This is a genomic window from Streptomyces sp. NPDC034043, assembly GCF_055575675.1.
This window is the reverse complement of the sequence record NZ_JBVISF010000013.1, coordinates 84420-97789: the sequence shown is the minus strand read 5'-3', so window position 1 is coordinate 97789 and position 13370 is coordinate 84420. Positions and strand designations below refer to the sequence as shown.

Below are 13370 nucleotides of genomic sequence, written 5' to 3'. Positions count from 1 at the left end.
TTCCGGTGCGCCGGCGGCGCGCCTCGACGGTGGCGCTCTTCTTCCTGGCCGGGGCCGGCCTGCTGGTATCGGTCGTCGCCGCGTCGCTGTTCGGGAGTGCCGACATCCATCCCCTGGATGTCGTCTCCACCATCCTTCGCCATGCCGGTCTGGGGGGCCTCGCCCCCACCCCGCCGCTGCCGCCACTGCTGGACGCCCTGATCTGGGAGTCACGCTTCCCGCGGGTGCTGCTGGCCGCCGCCGTCGGCATGGCCCTGGCCGTCTCGGGCGCGGTCCTGCAAGCGGTCACCAGGAACCCCCTGGCCGACCCCTACCTGTTGGGAGTCTCCTCCGGCGCCTCCACCGGCGCGGTCGCCGTGCTCCTGCTGGGCATCGGCGGAAGCATTTCCCTGTCGACCGGCGCTTTCGTCGGTGGCCTGGTCTCCTTCGGCCTGCTGCTGGCCCTGCTCGGCGGAGGGCGCGTCGCCAGCCCCTCACGCGTGGTCCTCACCGGCGTACTCGTATCCCAGTTCTTCGCCGCGGTCACCTCCGTCATCCTCATGGTCAGCGGGGACGCGAACTCCACCCGCGGCTTCACCTACTGGCTGCTCGGCACCCTCGGGGGAGCCCGGTGGGAGGGGGTGACCGTCACCGTCGTGATCATCCTGGCCGGGGTAATCGCCGTGCAGCTCTTCGCGCCCGCCCTCGACGCCTTCACCTTCGGGTGGGACTCCGCCGCCGCCCTGGGGATCAATGTCACCGCGGCCCGCATCTGGCTGATGGTACTGACCTCGGTCATCACGGCGGCCGCCGTGGCGGCCTCCGGCGCCATCGGATTCATCGGGCTCCTCATCCCGCACGCCGTCCGTATCCTGGCCGGCCCGACGCACCGCACCCTGCTTCCCCTGTCCGCGATCACCGGCGCCACCTTCCTCATCTGGGTCGACGCGTTCGCACGGACGGCGTTCTCTCCCCACGAGCTGCCCGCCGGCGTCATCACCGCACTGCTCGGTGCGCCCGCCTTCGCGCTGGTCCTGAAGCGTCTGGAGTCCTGATGGGCCGCATCACCGCCACCCACCTCTCCTGGTCGGTCAAAGGCCACCGGCTGCTCGACGACATCGAGATGGCGGCCCACGACGGGAAGACCGTCGGCCTCCTCGGCCCCAACGGCTCGGGCAAATCGACCCTGCTGCGCCTGCTCGCCGGACTGCGACGCCCCGACACCGGAACCGTCCGCTACGACGACACCAGCTTGGACGACCTGGGCCGCCGGGTGCTGGCCCGACGGCTCGCCGTCGTCGAACAGGACGTGGCCGCCCACCACCACGTCAACGTGCGCCAGGTCGTGGAACTGGGCCGCACCCCCTTCCGTGGCCGCTTCGACGCCCTGACCGAGCACGACCGGCGGATCATCGACGCGGCACTGGAACGCACCGACCTCACCGGCAAGCAGCATCGCAGCTGGCACACCCTCTCCGGAGGGGAGAGGCAGCGCACCCAACTTGCCCGCGCCCTGGCTCAGGAGCCGCGGGAGATCCTGTTGGACGAACCCACCAATCACCTCGACATCCGTCACCAGCTCGAGCTTCTCGATCTGCTGGCTTCACTGGACGTCACCTGCGTCGTCGCCCTGCACGACCTCAACCTCGCCGCCCGGTACTGCGATCACATCGTGGTGATGGAGCACGGGCACGTGGCCGCCGCGGGCGCCCCGGAGGCGGTGCTGACTCCGGAGCTGATCCAGTCGGTCTACGGCGTCAACGTGCTCGTCGACCGAGAACACACCACCGGCGCCCTCCGCATCACCTACCTGGCCGCCGCCGCCCCGCGGACGGTTGCCGGAAAGGCGGTGTCAGTCGATGCCCGGTAGAACTCATCTGCTGACGGCTGCAACGGCTTCGGCACTTCGTGACTGCCGGCCGCGGCGGTCGGGAGGAGGGTGATCGCGGACGGTGCCTATTTCAGTGCTCGGCCGCGTCCGGGCCTGTGCCTAGCTGGCGGCGGCCGGGGGAGCGGGGGGCGGCGGCGGGCTCCTCGGCGGCCGGGTGTGGCACTTCGTCCGTCTCGGCGGCGAGGCGGGCCCGGCGATCAGGTGCGGATGGTGCAGGGGGAGTTGCGGGGCGAGGGCCGGTGCCCAGGGCGCGGCGTCCGATCATCTGCCTCGCTTCCCGGCTCGGCGCCGGGGTTCGGACCATCGAGGGCCGCCGACGAATACGCCCGCGCCGCCGCCACCCGCCCCGCCGAGACCTACGCCCGTATCGTCGCCCTGGACCTGGTGGCCGGCGCGGAGATGCTACTGAAGCGCGGCAGCATCGAGCAGGCATGCTCAACCTGGGGCCAGGCGATGGACCACATGGACGGCGTGCGTTCAGTCCGCACCCGCAAAGCCGTCAGGGACATGCGCGGAGGCCTCGCCGCGTTCAGGACCCGTGGCCTGCGGTGCGCGGCCGAACTCGATGAACGTGCCATCGACTTCCTCGCCTCTGTCTAGGCGCTTATTCGCCTCGCTCAGCTCCTGCCAGCGTCTCTCCGCTCGGCCTGGTAGTCGGCGCAGGTGCGTTCTTCTGCGGCGGCGAGCCGGGCGGGGGTGGACGGCGAACCCCGGCGCCGCTGGACGGCATGGCCTGAGCCGGCCGCCCGTGCGCCCCCGCCCGCCGCCCACCGGAGGGGTGTGCTCTCGCGAGGCGGACCGCCGAGGCCGTCGTCTCGTTCGCTGCCCCGGAGGCGGATGGCCGCGAATAGACGTGATCGGCTGGCTCCGATGTCGGTATCTGACCGTGCCGGGCCCAGCCCCAGTGGTGGGCGCTCAACAACATCGTTCTGGCCGGGCAGGGCCTCACCAGGGAGGAGGTCCGCGCCTTGGCCGTGCCCTACGGCATGGGCGCCCAGGTGATGGTCCACGCCTCCGACGCCCTCGTCCACCGGGGCTGGCTCGGCATCGGCACGGACGGCCGGCTGATCCTCGCGGCGCAGGGTCGCGAGGGCCTGGTGACGGCGAAGGAACACATGGACCGGGTGCGCGCGGAGCTCCTCGGCGACATCACGGAGGAGGAGTACACGACCGCGGTCTCCGTGCTCCAGCGCGTGACCGGCAACCTCGTCCGGGGGCTGTTCTGAACGCGCCCGTCACAGCCATTCCTTGGTGGCCGTGACCAGCACGGTCGCGCGCCGACCGGGTGACGGTGGGGAGGGGCGGGAACAGGCTGGGCGCATGGCTGCCAAGACCAAGGCTCCCCTGGGCAAGCTCACCGGACAGCAGCTTGCCCGGCCTGACCGGCGGCCCCCTGGTCACCGTCCCCGGCGCCCGGCCGCCAGCGTGCGACCCCAGGGGCCTCCGACAACGGCTGCTCCCAGCGTCATCGCCGGCAAGCCCAAAGGCAGCCTGAGCAAGACGCCCCGGTTTGACGGCCAATCCCGGCCCACTGGTACGGCGAAGACCTCCCGCTGGTCGCGCGGGCACCGGCGTGCGCGACCAGCTGCGGGGGCGGCTGCCGCACTGGTTGGAGAAGCCGGCGGACCGCCGGCCCGCATCTCCTCCGGCGCGCGCTTCGGGGGAAGGCCACGCCAGCCAAGACGCCCGCCGCCGGGCCGCGCCCGAGTGCCCGGCATCAGTCCGCCGCTCCTCGTCCGCGGCCCGTATGGGCGACGCCGCCCGCGGCCGTGAAGCCAAGGCGGGGCTACGCGAGCGGCTGAAGACCGGGCCGGCGGACATCCGCGCCTGGCAGCAGGGCACCGCCCGGCGAGCTGCCGGCCCGCATGGCCGGCCAGGCTCTGCGCGCTGTGCCCCTCCCTCCTAGTGCTGACCGGCAGCCTTTACCAGGTCGGCACCCAGTGGCGGCGGTGGGCTCTTTTGACCTCAAGGTCAAAAACAGTGTTACGGTGGCGTCATGGGCAGGCCGAAGCAGTTCGATCCGGACGTGGCGGTGGAGCGCGCGATGGGCGTGTTCTGGCGCAAGGGGTACGCGGCGACGACGCCGCAGGATCTCGTGGACGAGATCGGCATCGGCAAGGGCAGTCTGTACAACACCTTCGGCAGTAAGCATGCCTTGTTCGAACGGGCGCTTGCGCGCTACCGCGATTCACAGGCCGCGTGGCTGGAGGCGCTTCTCGATCACCCCGGTTCAGCGAAGGATCGACTGAGGGGTGCACTGGAGGCACTGGTTCAACTCGACTTGAGCGACCCGGACCGGCGCGGCTGCATGGCGGTCAACACTGCCGCCGAGCTGGCCACTTCGGATGCCGGGACAGCTGACACGGTGCGCAAGATGTTTGCCCGTACGGAGAGCGCGTTCCGGGCGACCGTCGAGGAAGGCCAGCGGGCCGGCGAGATCGCCGGTGACCGCGACGCGGCGGCGACGGCCGCCTGGCTGCTGGCAACGGTAATCGGCATGCGGGTGCTGGCGAAGACGGCTGAGGACGCCGGGCAGTTGAGGCGGGTCGTGGACGCGGCGATGGCGTCACTGTAGACCGGCGCCGCCGCTGGGCGTCGCCCTCTTTTGCGGCCTAGTTTTGTACCTGTAATTCAAATACATTCGAGGAGTCTGACATGGAGCTCGATCTCGCTGGTAAGACCGCGGTCGTCACCGGGGCCAGCCGAGGCGTCGGCCTCGCGATCACCCGGCAGCTCGTCGCCGAGGGGGTCCGCGTGGTCGGTGCGGCCCGCACGATCACGGCCGAACTGAAGGAGGCCGGTGCCCACCCCATAGCGGTGGACCTCACCACGCCGGAGGGTGCCGAGGAGTTGGGGGCACAGGCCCTCGCGGAACTCGGCGGTGTGGACATCCTGGTCAACAACCTTGGCGGCGGCGACGCATTCACCCTGAACGGGTTCCTCGACACCGACGATGCCCTGTGGGCGCAGGCCTTCGAGGTCAACCTGTTCGGCACGGTCCGGGTCACCCGCCGGCTGATGCCGAGCATCTTGCAGCGCCGCGGTTCGGTGGTGAACATCTCGTCGATGAGTGCCCGCCTGCCGGGCACGGGCCCGATCGAGTACGGCACCGCGAAGGCGGGTCTCAACGCGTTCGGCAAGGCGCTGTCCGAGGAGTTCGGCCCTCAGGGTGTACGCGTGAACACTGTCTCTCCCGGCCCGACGCGTACCGGTATGTGGGAAGACGCCGACGGCTTCGGTGCCCGCCTCGCGCAGGCGAACGGCGTCGGGCACCGCGAATTCGTAACCGGGGTGCCCGCGATGATGGGCATGACCACTGGCCGCATGGTCGAGGCCGACGAGGTCGCGGCCGTCGTCGTGTTTCTCTCCTCAGACCGCGCGACAAGCGTGACCGGCGCCGATTACGTCATCGAGGGCGGCGGTATCAAGACGGTGTGAGGCGGCTGCCGGGCTGGGGCGGCAGGAGACGTCCGCCCCGGCGAATGCCCTTCTCACTGCGAACGCGGGCACGCTCGCGCCGCTGGGCGGCCAGCACGTCGGGGTGCCTGGCGTTTGGGTTGCGCACGCCGAAGCGGCGGCGCCTCTGGAAGTGTGGCGGTACGCCGTGGGTGAGACGCCGATGGCGGAGTGTAGATGTTCGCGCAAGGACGTGCCGGTGGCGAAACCGAACCGTCCCGCGATGTCGTCGACTCAGGTCCGTGGTCTCCAGCAGGTGCTGGGCCCAGGACACGCGCTGCCAGCCAGCGTCCCGGGCTCATCCCGAGGGCGATCCGGCCGGACGCTGCGGGGTCGCTCGAGAAATGTGTGCACGCGTGCTCGTGCACACGCCTGCATGCCAGGGCGGAGCGATGCGTGCGCTGGGGGAGTCGTCGGTGTGGTTGGGTCGCTGGGCTGGGCATGGAGAAGCAGGAGCGGTTGCCGTTCCGGATGAAGGCCTCTGTGGCGGTGACGTACGTCCGGTGCACGGTGTGCGGAGCGATGGGGGAGGTGGTCCTCGAGGACCAGCTGCTCGCGCAGGCGATGGCGACGGCCGGCGCGCACGTCCGCCGGGCTCACCACGGCGTCAGCCTGGCGGTGCTCCAGGTCGTGCCCGACGTCTGTTTCCCCCCGGCGGGATGCGATGTCGTGGAGTGGGTCGCTGAGTACAACGCCCGGACCGACATCGGCATGAGCGTTGACGCCTGACACGTCAGGACGGGCGCTGACCTGCGTCAGGGGCGGGTTCTGGTGGCGGGCAGCGGTGTCAGCACGGTCCTGTGATTGCGGGTGGCCGGGCTGTGTCACATCGGGCCTGTGTCACACGGCTGACCTGGTCAGGGCCCCGTCCCTGGCCCCGGTTGTCACACCGAAGTCCGCCACCGCCGTGCGGACCGCCCAGCCACCGCCACGGCCTTGGCCTTGTGGTGGTGCCCCGGCGGTGGCTGGACGGTCCGCACGGTGCTGGGGGCCGTGGCCGTAGCGTTGCCTGATCACGAGAGCACGTGTCTCGTCGAGGATCCAGTGCTGCTGCGGTCGGCGCCGATGGAGCGCGGCGGCCGGACCTGGCTCGGCCTCGGTACCACCCGGGGTGTCGTTCTCGTCGGCGGCGAGGCGGTCGCCTACACCCAGGACGACATTCCGGCCCCGGTGGCCGAGGGTTTCCGCTGGGACGCCCGTGCCGCCGGGCCCGTCTACCGCTGGTTCCGGAGCCGGCCGGCGACTGTCGAGGCGTGGCATGAGTACCCCGAGTTCCCGGACCGCCGTCTGATGACCGACGGCGTCTGGGTGGCGGGGGCGGCGGAGGGCCTCCGTCAGCGGTCGTCGTCTGGGGTCCTGCCTCCACGCCCTGTTGCCGGACATTTGTGCCGGGCCTCCAGCCGGCTCGGCGTCACCGTCCTGGAGGACGTCACCGTCGAGGCGGACCGGGTGGGTGCGCCGACGGTATGTCCCTGGTGTCCGACCGACCGTGTGTACGGCGGGGTTCACGGAGCCCTTTCCGACCTCAGCTCGAGGCGTGGTGAAGAGCGAGTGGAACGTTCAAATCGCTGTCACCGCAACGAAGTTGGGGAAGGGTCGCTGCATCCCAGAGCAGCGTGAGCGCCCCGAAAGACCGTCACGCCATCCTTTGGAACTGCGTCTCCAAGTTGACGTTGGCTCATTTGGCGCGCCCAGCTCAGAAGATCCTCAAATCTCTTCCTGTGTCGGATGCGCGAAGTTAACGTTCTAGGCGACCGAGGGGCGCTTCCTGACCAGAACAGCCCCTCACTAACGAGAATCGGGGAAATTCAATAATGAAGCGCGTTATTGCAAGCACGCTGTCTGCCGCCATGCTCGGCGGTGTGCTTCTTGTAGGCGCCGGCACGGCTTCGGCCGCTACCGTTCCGCAGCCTGACGTTCAGGATGGGCCGGCCGTCGTGATGGTCGACCCCATCGGCGACCAGAGGGCGATGTGCACCGTCTACAAGAGCAAGAACGCCTGCGCTTCGCTGATGGGTAGCAAGAAGATGACCAAGCTTGCTAAGGACTGCCTGCTCAAGGCGGGTATCGGTGGGGCGGGTGCGTTCGTGGTGGGCAGGTACGTCAGCAAGGACGTCGCCAAGGACATTGCGGCGAAGGTCGTTGCCGGTGGAGCGACGGCCTGCCTGTCGGGTCTCGTCTAAAACTGGGGAATCGAATGACGGCCAAGGTCATTATTACGCTCCTCTGGGCGGGCGTGCTTGTCGGAGTGAACCGCCTGCTGGGCGGCAATGAATGGGCGCAATACGCCGCCACGTTTGTCCTGGGAGGCGTTTACGTTCTGTTGCTGAACAAAGTGAGTTCGACTCGTTCAGGGGAAAATCAGAACTAGTTCGTGGCCGTCACCATGTCTGGTGCTCTGGTTGAGAGCGCACCACATGGCGGCGCACATGACGACAGGGCCTTGGTGACCAGTCGGCCTACTGCTGAGCCCTTTCCAGCCTGACGGCAGCAGGGATGTTGACGCGGGAGGGCTATACGTAACGACGAAGCTCCTGGTGGACGGATTCTCAACCAAGATCACCTGTGTCCCCCAGGAGCTTCGCGTGTTTGTCTGAAGCGGACGTCGACCGCTGCTGGCAGTCCTTCCTCCGCCGCTTCGGCATCGAGCACACATTCCGCCTGTTCAAGCAGACCGTCGGCTGAACCAAGGTCCCGCAGCTCGGAAGCCGTCGACCGGTGGACCTGGCTGGGCGAGTCATGCAGCCGACCGGCACACCACAAAGTCGGCACGAAACCCAGCCGCTCGAAGGCAACGAACGCCGTGGCCTGACCAGGCGGCGAGGCGGGGCTGCGCGAGCGGCTGCAGGCGGTCTGACGGACGCCCGCGTCTGGCAGCAGGGCCCGCCTGATGAGCTGTCGGGCCGGCGACCTCTTCCGGGTCGTGGACAGCGTGGAAGAGGCGCGCTTGCTGTAGCCGCGGCGCGGGGCCCGACGGCTGCGGGGTGCCCCCGGACACGGCCGGGCCCCCGACCCAGGGGGAGGGGGTCGGGGGCCCGGCCGGGCAAGGGCACCTGCGCCGGATCAGTGGCGGAAGGCGTCCTTGGTCTTCTCCTTGGCCTGGCGTGCGTCGCCCTTGGCCTGGTCGGCGCGGCCCTCGGCGACCATACGGTCGTTGCCGACGGCGCGGCCGACGGCTTCCTCGGCCTTGCCCTTGGCCTGCTCGGCGTGTGCCTTGGCCTTCTGTTCGCCCGACATGGGGACCTCCTCGTCGATGTACCGGCTCGGTCGTGAACGCTCTTTTGCTCGCGTCCGGCGACCGTAAACCCCCGGTTGTGGAACGAGACCGGCCCGCGGGCGACGTGCATGGGCCCCGGGGCTCGGGGCACCGGCCTGTGAGGACGGTTCGTCGCTCAGGAGGTGGTGGCGGTGCGCGCTACGAAGGTGCTGGACTCCTTTCCCGCCGGTCATCCGCACGGAAGCTGGTTCGCCGAGGAGTACGCGGCCCGGTGCCGGGAGCGGGGCGAGCGGGCGACCGTGGTGATGGACCTGGAGAGGGACGCCTTCCTGGTCGTGGCCCCGGACCCGGAGGCGGCGCGGAACCCGGCCGCGTAATGGGCGTCTCCGGGCCGCCCCGCCACGTTACCCGGCCCAGTGCACCCGCCCCAGATGGATCAGGCGGAGCTGGCGGCGGGCCGTGCCGAGGGCGGCCGCCCAGTCCTCGCCCCGCAGCGAGGCGGCGAGGAACGCCGACGCCGTCATGAACATGTGGTCCACCAGGAGCCGGGAGAGCATCGTCACGTCGTCGGCGTCCCAGTGCGCGCTCAGGGGATCGGCCCCGAGCGCGGCCCCTGTCTCCTCGGCGAAGGCGTCGAGTTGCCCGGCGATGGCCTCGCGTACCGCCGGTACCCCGCCGTGGCGCTCGCGCACCAGGAAACGGACGTGGGCGGGCCGGCGTCGCAGGACGTGATCTGCTCGGTGGTGCGGCTCAGGTGGTCGGTCACGTCGCGGAAGTACGCACGGATGTCCGGAGCGAGGACATGCGCAAGATCACCGCTTGGGCGGCGATCATCGCCGTGCCGACCATGGGAAACCGACGGGTTCCCGGTTCCTGGCGCACTCTGGCGACGAACCCGCGGCTCATGGTGCCGGAACACCCCGGTCCGCACGTCGCGTTCACAAGCCTCGGTACTCGGCCCGCGGTCTCTGTGGTGGTGCCAGGAGAGGAGTTCGGGGGGGCGACGGCACCAACGATCCGGAGATGGGCCCGGGCCCCATGATCGACAGCTCGCAGGCGGTGGCGACGTCTTGGCTGCACCCTGACAGTGGCACCCGACGTCAGCACCGCGGCAGCACCACCCCGCGGCCGCACCCCGGCAGCCCGGTTGCCGAGTGGCGGACCATCCCGATGGCGGCGTCCCGACGGTGGTCGGGCCCTCGGGCCGCCGGGTCGGTCAGGCCAGGCCCAGCTCCGCCGCGCCGAAGGAGACGTCGAAGCGGTCGCACCAGATGGTCACGCTTGTGTAGTCGGCGAGCTGTACGTCGGCGGGGATCGGGTAGTTCTGGTCGCCCTTGTTGCCCTTGAGCTTGCCGAGGCTGACGTATTTCCCGTCGTCGAACACCCGCCAGCCCGCTACGCCTTCCTTCACCGGGGCATCGGTCAGCCAGACGTGAAGGTCCGGGCCGTTGCTGGTGTCCAGGTTCTCCAGGCGCAGCGTCCGTGACCCGTCGGGGAGCTGCACGATCTTGACCGTGCCGGTGGTCGTGTGCTCGTGGCTGATCAGCCCTCCCTGGGCGAGGGTACGGGGGCCGGCGGGGGCGGACGGCGCACCGGTGGAGCCGGGCGACGGCGCGGCCGCCGACACGCTCGGGAACGACTCGTCCACCCTCTCGTCGGTCCACAGCTTCCACGGTTGGAACCAGTACGCTCCGGCGGCCGCCAGCACCACAGCCAGCAACAGCGCGCCGAGCACCAGCGTCCGCCGCTTCCCGTTCCGTGCCACCACGTCACCCTTCCCTCGGCTGAACTGCGATCTCTTCCGATTCAACCCCGCCCCCGCCTTGGCCCCCAGCATTGGCTGATGACGATTCCCTTACGTGCCGTTGCACGAGGGAAGTGACGTCCGCGGGCGGCGGGGCGGCGTACGGACCGCGTCGAAGGCCGTTGACGTGCCGTCCGGCGTGAGCGAGGGGGTCAGCCCTGCTCCGGGTGGCCGTGATCGCGGGCGAAGGCCGCGAAGACCTCGTGTGCGGTTCCCCCGGTGTGCAGGAAGTGGTTGTCGAGGATGACGGCCAGGTCCTCCAGGGCTGCGCGCAGCACGGCCGCCGACATCCTGACGTCGGGGTGCCGGGCGACCGAGGCCCGGTCAGCCAGGTTCACGGCGCCTGTGATCGGCCTTGGTACAAGGGAAGTGCGGTTGGTTCTAAGCATTCGGTCCGCCAGCGCGGTCAGCTCGGCGGCCTGTCGGCCGGTGTTGGTGGAGGCTTCAGGGCCGGTGGATGCCGTTACCCCTCCACGGGGTGTCCCACCGGCCCTTCGCCGTGACCGGAGCCGTCGCCGGGGGCGTGGGGTGAGAGACAGCGGGGTCTGGTGTGTTGGTGCTGGTCGGGGCTGGTTTCGAGGTCTGGTGTCACCGTCTTTTACCTGCGCCCGCCGACTGGCGAGGGCGCCTGACGCCGGTTGGGGGACGCTGCGAGAGACTGTGGTTGTATACGACGACCACGGTTCCCGTGCCCGCCGCCTTCTCATCGCCGCCCTGATCCCGCTGGCTGCGGATGCCGCGGCTCAGCAGAGGTGGCTGAGGTCGTTCCCCATGGCCACGGACGATCTGCTGTACGACTTCGAGAACGCTCTGCCGGTGTTCGTGCACGAAGAGGGGGATGAGATTGACGCCGTGGCTGTGATGGGGGAGCTCCGCATGATTGGGATTACTTCCAGGAGATGTGCGGTGACCGGCCGGCTTACCCGTGGGCCTATGAGGCTCTGGCTACTGATCCCGCCTGGGCGGCGGTACGGGACCTGGCGCGCGAGATCCTCTTCGTCCTCACCGGCGACCGCGTCCTGCCCATGCCCGGCATCGGCGTCATCTCCGGGCGGCCGAGGCAGGATGAGGGCACGTTGGCCTTCTGACCTGCGTAGTTCCTAGGTTGGGGGCTCTGCGCAGGTTGGTTGAGTGCTGTCGCCGGCCGGTCCGTGCACATTCGCCTGCCGCCCGGGGGCCGGCCATCAGCACCACCAGCTGCTCCCTGTCCCGCACGTGCCGGTACAGGGACATCGCCGAGACCCCGAGCTCCGCGCCGAGGCGCCGCATGGTCAGGGCCGCCAGCCCCTCCGTGTCCGCGATGCCGATCCCCGTGCGGACGATCCGGGCGCGGTACGCCGAATCGTCCGCCGGGTGGCGGCCCGCCGGCCCGGCCGCGGGGGCGGCCGCGACCACCGTGCCCACCCCGGCACGGCCCGTACCAGGCGCTGGAGGGTGCCGATTTCGTTGCCGGCGTGCATGACGGAGACCAGGACGGTGTTCGGGGTGAGGGCGGCGGCGATGTCACCGGGGGGGACGCGTCCGTGCGCGTCGACGGCTACGCGAGTGCTGGTGTAGCCGTGGTGGTCGATGAGCCGCTGGATGGCGGCCAGGACGGATTTGTGCTCGATCGCGCTGGTGACGATGTGCCCGCCGTGGGGCCGTTTGGCGAGTGCGCCGCCGATGATGGCGAGGTGGTTGGCCTCGGTGGCGCCGGAGGTGAAGACGACTTCCGCGGGGTTGTTCGCGCCGATGAGGTCGGCGACGCGTCGGCGCGCGGTGGCGACGGCCTTGGCCGCTTCCCGGCCGTAGGCGTGGGCGCTGTTGGGGTTGCCGTACGCGGTGGTGAGGAACGGCCGCGCCCCCGCCGGGCCACCCTTCCGAGGCAGCGACCGTGCTGTGCCGCCGCGCCGACCGGCGGCCGTTGCCGGGGCCGGACCGTACGCCTTGCCCATGCCCTCCCGGTCCAGGCCTCACGGTCGGCTGTGCCCTGCTGCTGCGGGCGCTCGTTCCTGGGGTCCTCCACTGCCGAGCTGCATCAGCGATGGATGCGGTGACCGTACGCCGCGGTGAAGATCCGTCACTTCCCTGCCGCGGGGCCTCAGGGAACATGAGCTGGCGCAGGGGCGAAGGACCGCGTCGTCGTGAAGCCAGCCTGGCGCGGGTTCGGGCTCGGCCTGTGCTCACCGGCGATCCGCCGGCTGCCCGAGGGGTGCGTGCCGCGGTCGCCTGCCGGCCTGCACCAGCCGGCCACCCGCCGTGCACTGTGCAGCGGACGTGATGTCCCCCGGGTGGAGCTCACCGAGTGGCGCCCCGAGTTGGGCCACCGACTTGCCAGCGTGTGTGTACGGGCGGGCACCGACCTGTCGGGTCAGTCGAACCCCTCGGCGACCAGCTCGGTCGACCGGACGGTGATGCGGTGACGTCGGCCCGAGCCGCCGACGACGCGGCTGGAACTCTCGGTGACGAGGCTGTCTCCGTCCAGCCGGTAGCGGAAGCCGCCGTACATGCCGGGAACGGGGAAGTACATCTGAGGTTCGGCGAGTTCGATCAGGACGGCAAGCGTCGGCAGCCTCAGGCGGTGCTGGTCCGCGAGGCCGTGGCTGTCCGCGCGGATCAGCGCGTGCAGCCGGCCTTCCAGCGCGTTCAGCGTCGGGGACGGCACGGGGTGGCGCACCACGGGCTGGAGCAGGCCCGACACCTCCTTGTGACCGCGGGCCAGGGCGATGTCCAGGGCTCGCTCCCCCGCCGCGGTCGGCAGGGTACGCCAGGCCCCGCAGCCGACGAGCACGGCGGCAGCGGCCTCTGCCCCGTGCCAGGCCGCCTGGTGCAGCGGTGTGAACCTGCTCGGGCCGCCCACCCTGGTCGCGTTGACCCAGTCGGGGTTCTGCGCCAGTTGCTCGAACACCTGCGGCCAGTCGCCGTCGCGGGCCGCGTCGGCCAGCAGGTCCCGCCGGGCGAGGACGTCCTCGGGGTACACGTCGCGGCTAGTGACGCCGTCCCACCGCATGCGCTCTGTATTCACCATGCCCCGATCCTAAGGA

The 13370-nt window shown here is 70.4% G+C and carries 18 protein-coding genes and 1 pseudogene; 11 read left to right on the top strand and 8 right to left on the bottom strand.

Features of this window, described 5'->3' with window-relative positions; translation table 11 throughout:
* Positions 1-5: 5 nt before the first annotated feature.
* The 6 genes from ACZ51S_RS27175 to ACZ51S_RS27150 all read left to right on the top strand — a co-directional run bounded on the left by ACZ51S_RS27175 (position 6) and on the right by ACZ51S_RS27150 (position 5308).
* On the top strand, positions 6-1034 hold the full coding sequence (locus ACZ51S_RS27175; RefSeq protein ID WP_468478597.1) for a FecCD family ABC transporter permease: 1029 nt from the start codon (positions 6-8) through the stop codon (positions 1032-1034).
* Positions 1034-1849: an ABC transporter ATP-binding protein gene (locus ACZ51S_RS27170; RefSeq protein WP_468478554.1), complete on the top strand. Its 816-nt coding sequence runs from the start codon at positions 1034-1036 to the stop codon at positions 1847-1849. Before ACZ51S_RS27175 ends, ACZ51S_RS27170 begins: the two co-directional genes overlap by 1 nt.
* A gap of 228 nt (positions 1850-2077) precedes the next feature.
* Positions 2078-2470: a hypothetical protein gene (locus tag ACZ51S_RS27165; RefSeq protein ID WP_468478553.1), complete on the top strand. Its 393-nt coding sequence runs from the start codon at positions 2078-2080 to the stop codon at positions 2468-2470.
* A gap of 368 nt (positions 2471-2838) precedes the next feature.
* On the top strand, positions 2839-3096 hold the full coding sequence (locus tag ACZ51S_RS27160) for a hypothetical protein (protein WP_468889470.1): 258 nt from the start codon (positions 2839-2841) through the stop codon (positions 3094-3096).
* 770 nt (positions 3097-3866) lie between these two features.
* Complete coding sequence (locus ACZ51S_RS27155; RefSeq protein WP_468478551.1) at positions 3867-4445, top strand: TetR/AcrR family transcriptional regulator; 579 nt, start codon at positions 3867-3869, stop codon at positions 4443-4445.
* A gap of 80 nt (positions 4446-4525) precedes the next feature.
* Positions 4526-5308 carry an SDR family oxidoreductase gene (locus tag ACZ51S_RS27150; protein WP_468962217.1) on the top strand — a complete coding sequence of 261 codons (783 nt, stop codon included), beginning with the start codon at positions 4526-4528 and terminating at the stop codon, positions 5306-5308.
* Positions 5309-5434: 126 nt separating this feature from the next.
* Here ACZ51S_RS27150 and ACZ51S_RS27145 read toward each other — a convergent pair.
* Positions 5435-5634: pseudogene (locus ACZ51S_RS27145) on the bottom strand (helix-turn-helix domain-containing protein); the annotation flags it as partial.
* Positions 5635-5767: 133 nt separating this feature from the next.
* On the opposite strand from ACZ51S_RS27145, the gene ACZ51S_RS27140 reads away from it, so the two are divergent.
* The 3 genes from ACZ51S_RS27140 (at position 5768) to ACZ51S_RS27130 (ending at position 7697) form a co-directional block, all read left to right on the top strand.
* A complete protein-coding gene (locus tag ACZ51S_RS27140) occupies positions 5768-6055 on the top strand; it encodes a hypothetical protein (RefSeq protein ID WP_468803448.1) in 288 nt (95 codons plus the stop codon).
* Between the two features lie 1085 nt (positions 6056-7140).
* Positions 7141-7509 carry a hypothetical protein gene (locus ACZ51S_RS27135; RefSeq protein ID WP_468478547.1) on the top strand — a complete coding sequence of 123 codons (369 nt, stop codon included), beginning with the start codon at positions 7141-7143 and terminating at the stop codon, positions 7507-7509.
* 14 nt (positions 7510-7523) lie between these two features.
* Positions 7524-7697, top strand: coding sequence for a hypothetical protein (locus ACZ51S_RS27130; RefSeq protein ID WP_468478546.1), 174 nt, complete (start codon positions 7524-7526; stop codon positions 7695-7697).
* A 692-nt stretch (positions 7698-8389) separates the two neighbouring features.
* Here ACZ51S_RS27130 and ACZ51S_RS27125 read toward each other — a convergent pair.
* Positions 8390-8563 (bottom strand): CsbD family protein, encoded by a 174-nt coding sequence (locus tag ACZ51S_RS27125; protein WP_468173606.1) that lies wholly within the window; start codon positions 8561-8563, stop codon positions 8390-8392.
* Positions 8564-8734: 171 nt separating this feature from the next.
* On the opposite strand from ACZ51S_RS27125, the gene ACZ51S_RS27120 reads away from it, so the two are divergent.
* Entirely contained in the window at positions 8735-8920 is a 186-nt protein-coding gene (locus ACZ51S_RS27120) for a hypothetical protein (protein WP_468478956.1), read from the top strand.
* Positions 8921-8947: 27 nt separating this feature from the next.
* Here the strand turns inward: ACZ51S_RS27120 and ACZ51S_RS27115 are convergent, their stop codons facing one another.
* The 3 genes from ACZ51S_RS27115 to ACZ51S_RS27105 form a co-directional block, all read right to left on the bottom strand.
* Positions 8948-9235 carry a hypothetical protein gene (locus ACZ51S_RS27115; protein WP_468962215.1) on the bottom strand — a complete coding sequence of 96 codons (288 nt, stop codon included), beginning with the start codon at positions 9233-9235 and terminating at the stop codon, positions 8948-8950.
* A 524-nt stretch (positions 9236-9759) separates the two neighbouring features.
* Positions 9760-10308, bottom strand: a complete 549-nt coding sequence (locus ACZ51S_RS27110; protein ID WP_468962213.1) for a DM13 domain-containing protein — start codon at positions 10306-10308, stop codon at positions 9760-9762.
* 191 nt (positions 10309-10499) lie between these two features.
* Complete coding sequence (locus ACZ51S_RS27105; RefSeq protein WP_468962212.1) at positions 10500-10685, bottom strand: hypothetical protein; 186 nt, start codon at positions 10683-10685, stop codon at positions 10500-10502.
* Between the two features lie 561 nt (positions 10686-11246).
* On the opposite strand from ACZ51S_RS27105, the gene ACZ51S_RS27100 reads away from it, so the two are divergent.
* A complete protein-coding gene (locus tag ACZ51S_RS27100) occupies positions 11247-11435 on the top strand; it encodes a hypothetical protein (protein WP_468803537.1) in 189 nt (62 codons plus the stop codon).
* On the opposite strand, the gene ACZ51S_RS27095 is transcribed toward ACZ51S_RS27100, so the two are convergent.
* The 3 genes from ACZ51S_RS27095 to ACZ51S_RS27085 all read right to left on the bottom strand — a co-directional run bounded on the left by ACZ51S_RS27095 (position 11389) and on the right by ACZ51S_RS27085 (position 13354).
* Positions 11389-11616, bottom strand: coding sequence for a hypothetical protein (locus tag ACZ51S_RS27095; protein WP_468478541.1), 228 nt, complete (start codon positions 11614-11616; stop codon positions 11389-11391). The genes ACZ51S_RS27100 and ACZ51S_RS27095 overlap by 47 nt on opposite strands.
* A 2-nt stretch (positions 11617-11618) precedes the next feature.
* On the bottom strand, positions 11619-12281 hold the full coding sequence (locus tag ACZ51S_RS27090; protein ID WP_468803453.1) for an aminotransferase class V-fold PLP-dependent enzyme: 663 nt from the start codon (positions 12279-12281) through the stop codon (positions 11619-11621).
* A gap of 416 nt (positions 12282-12697) precedes the next feature.
* Complete coding sequence (locus ACZ51S_RS27085) at positions 12698-13354, bottom strand: ankyrin repeat domain-containing protein (protein WP_468962210.1); 657 nt, start codon at positions 13352-13354, stop codon at positions 12698-12700.
* Positions 13355-13370 lie beyond the last annotated feature (16 nt).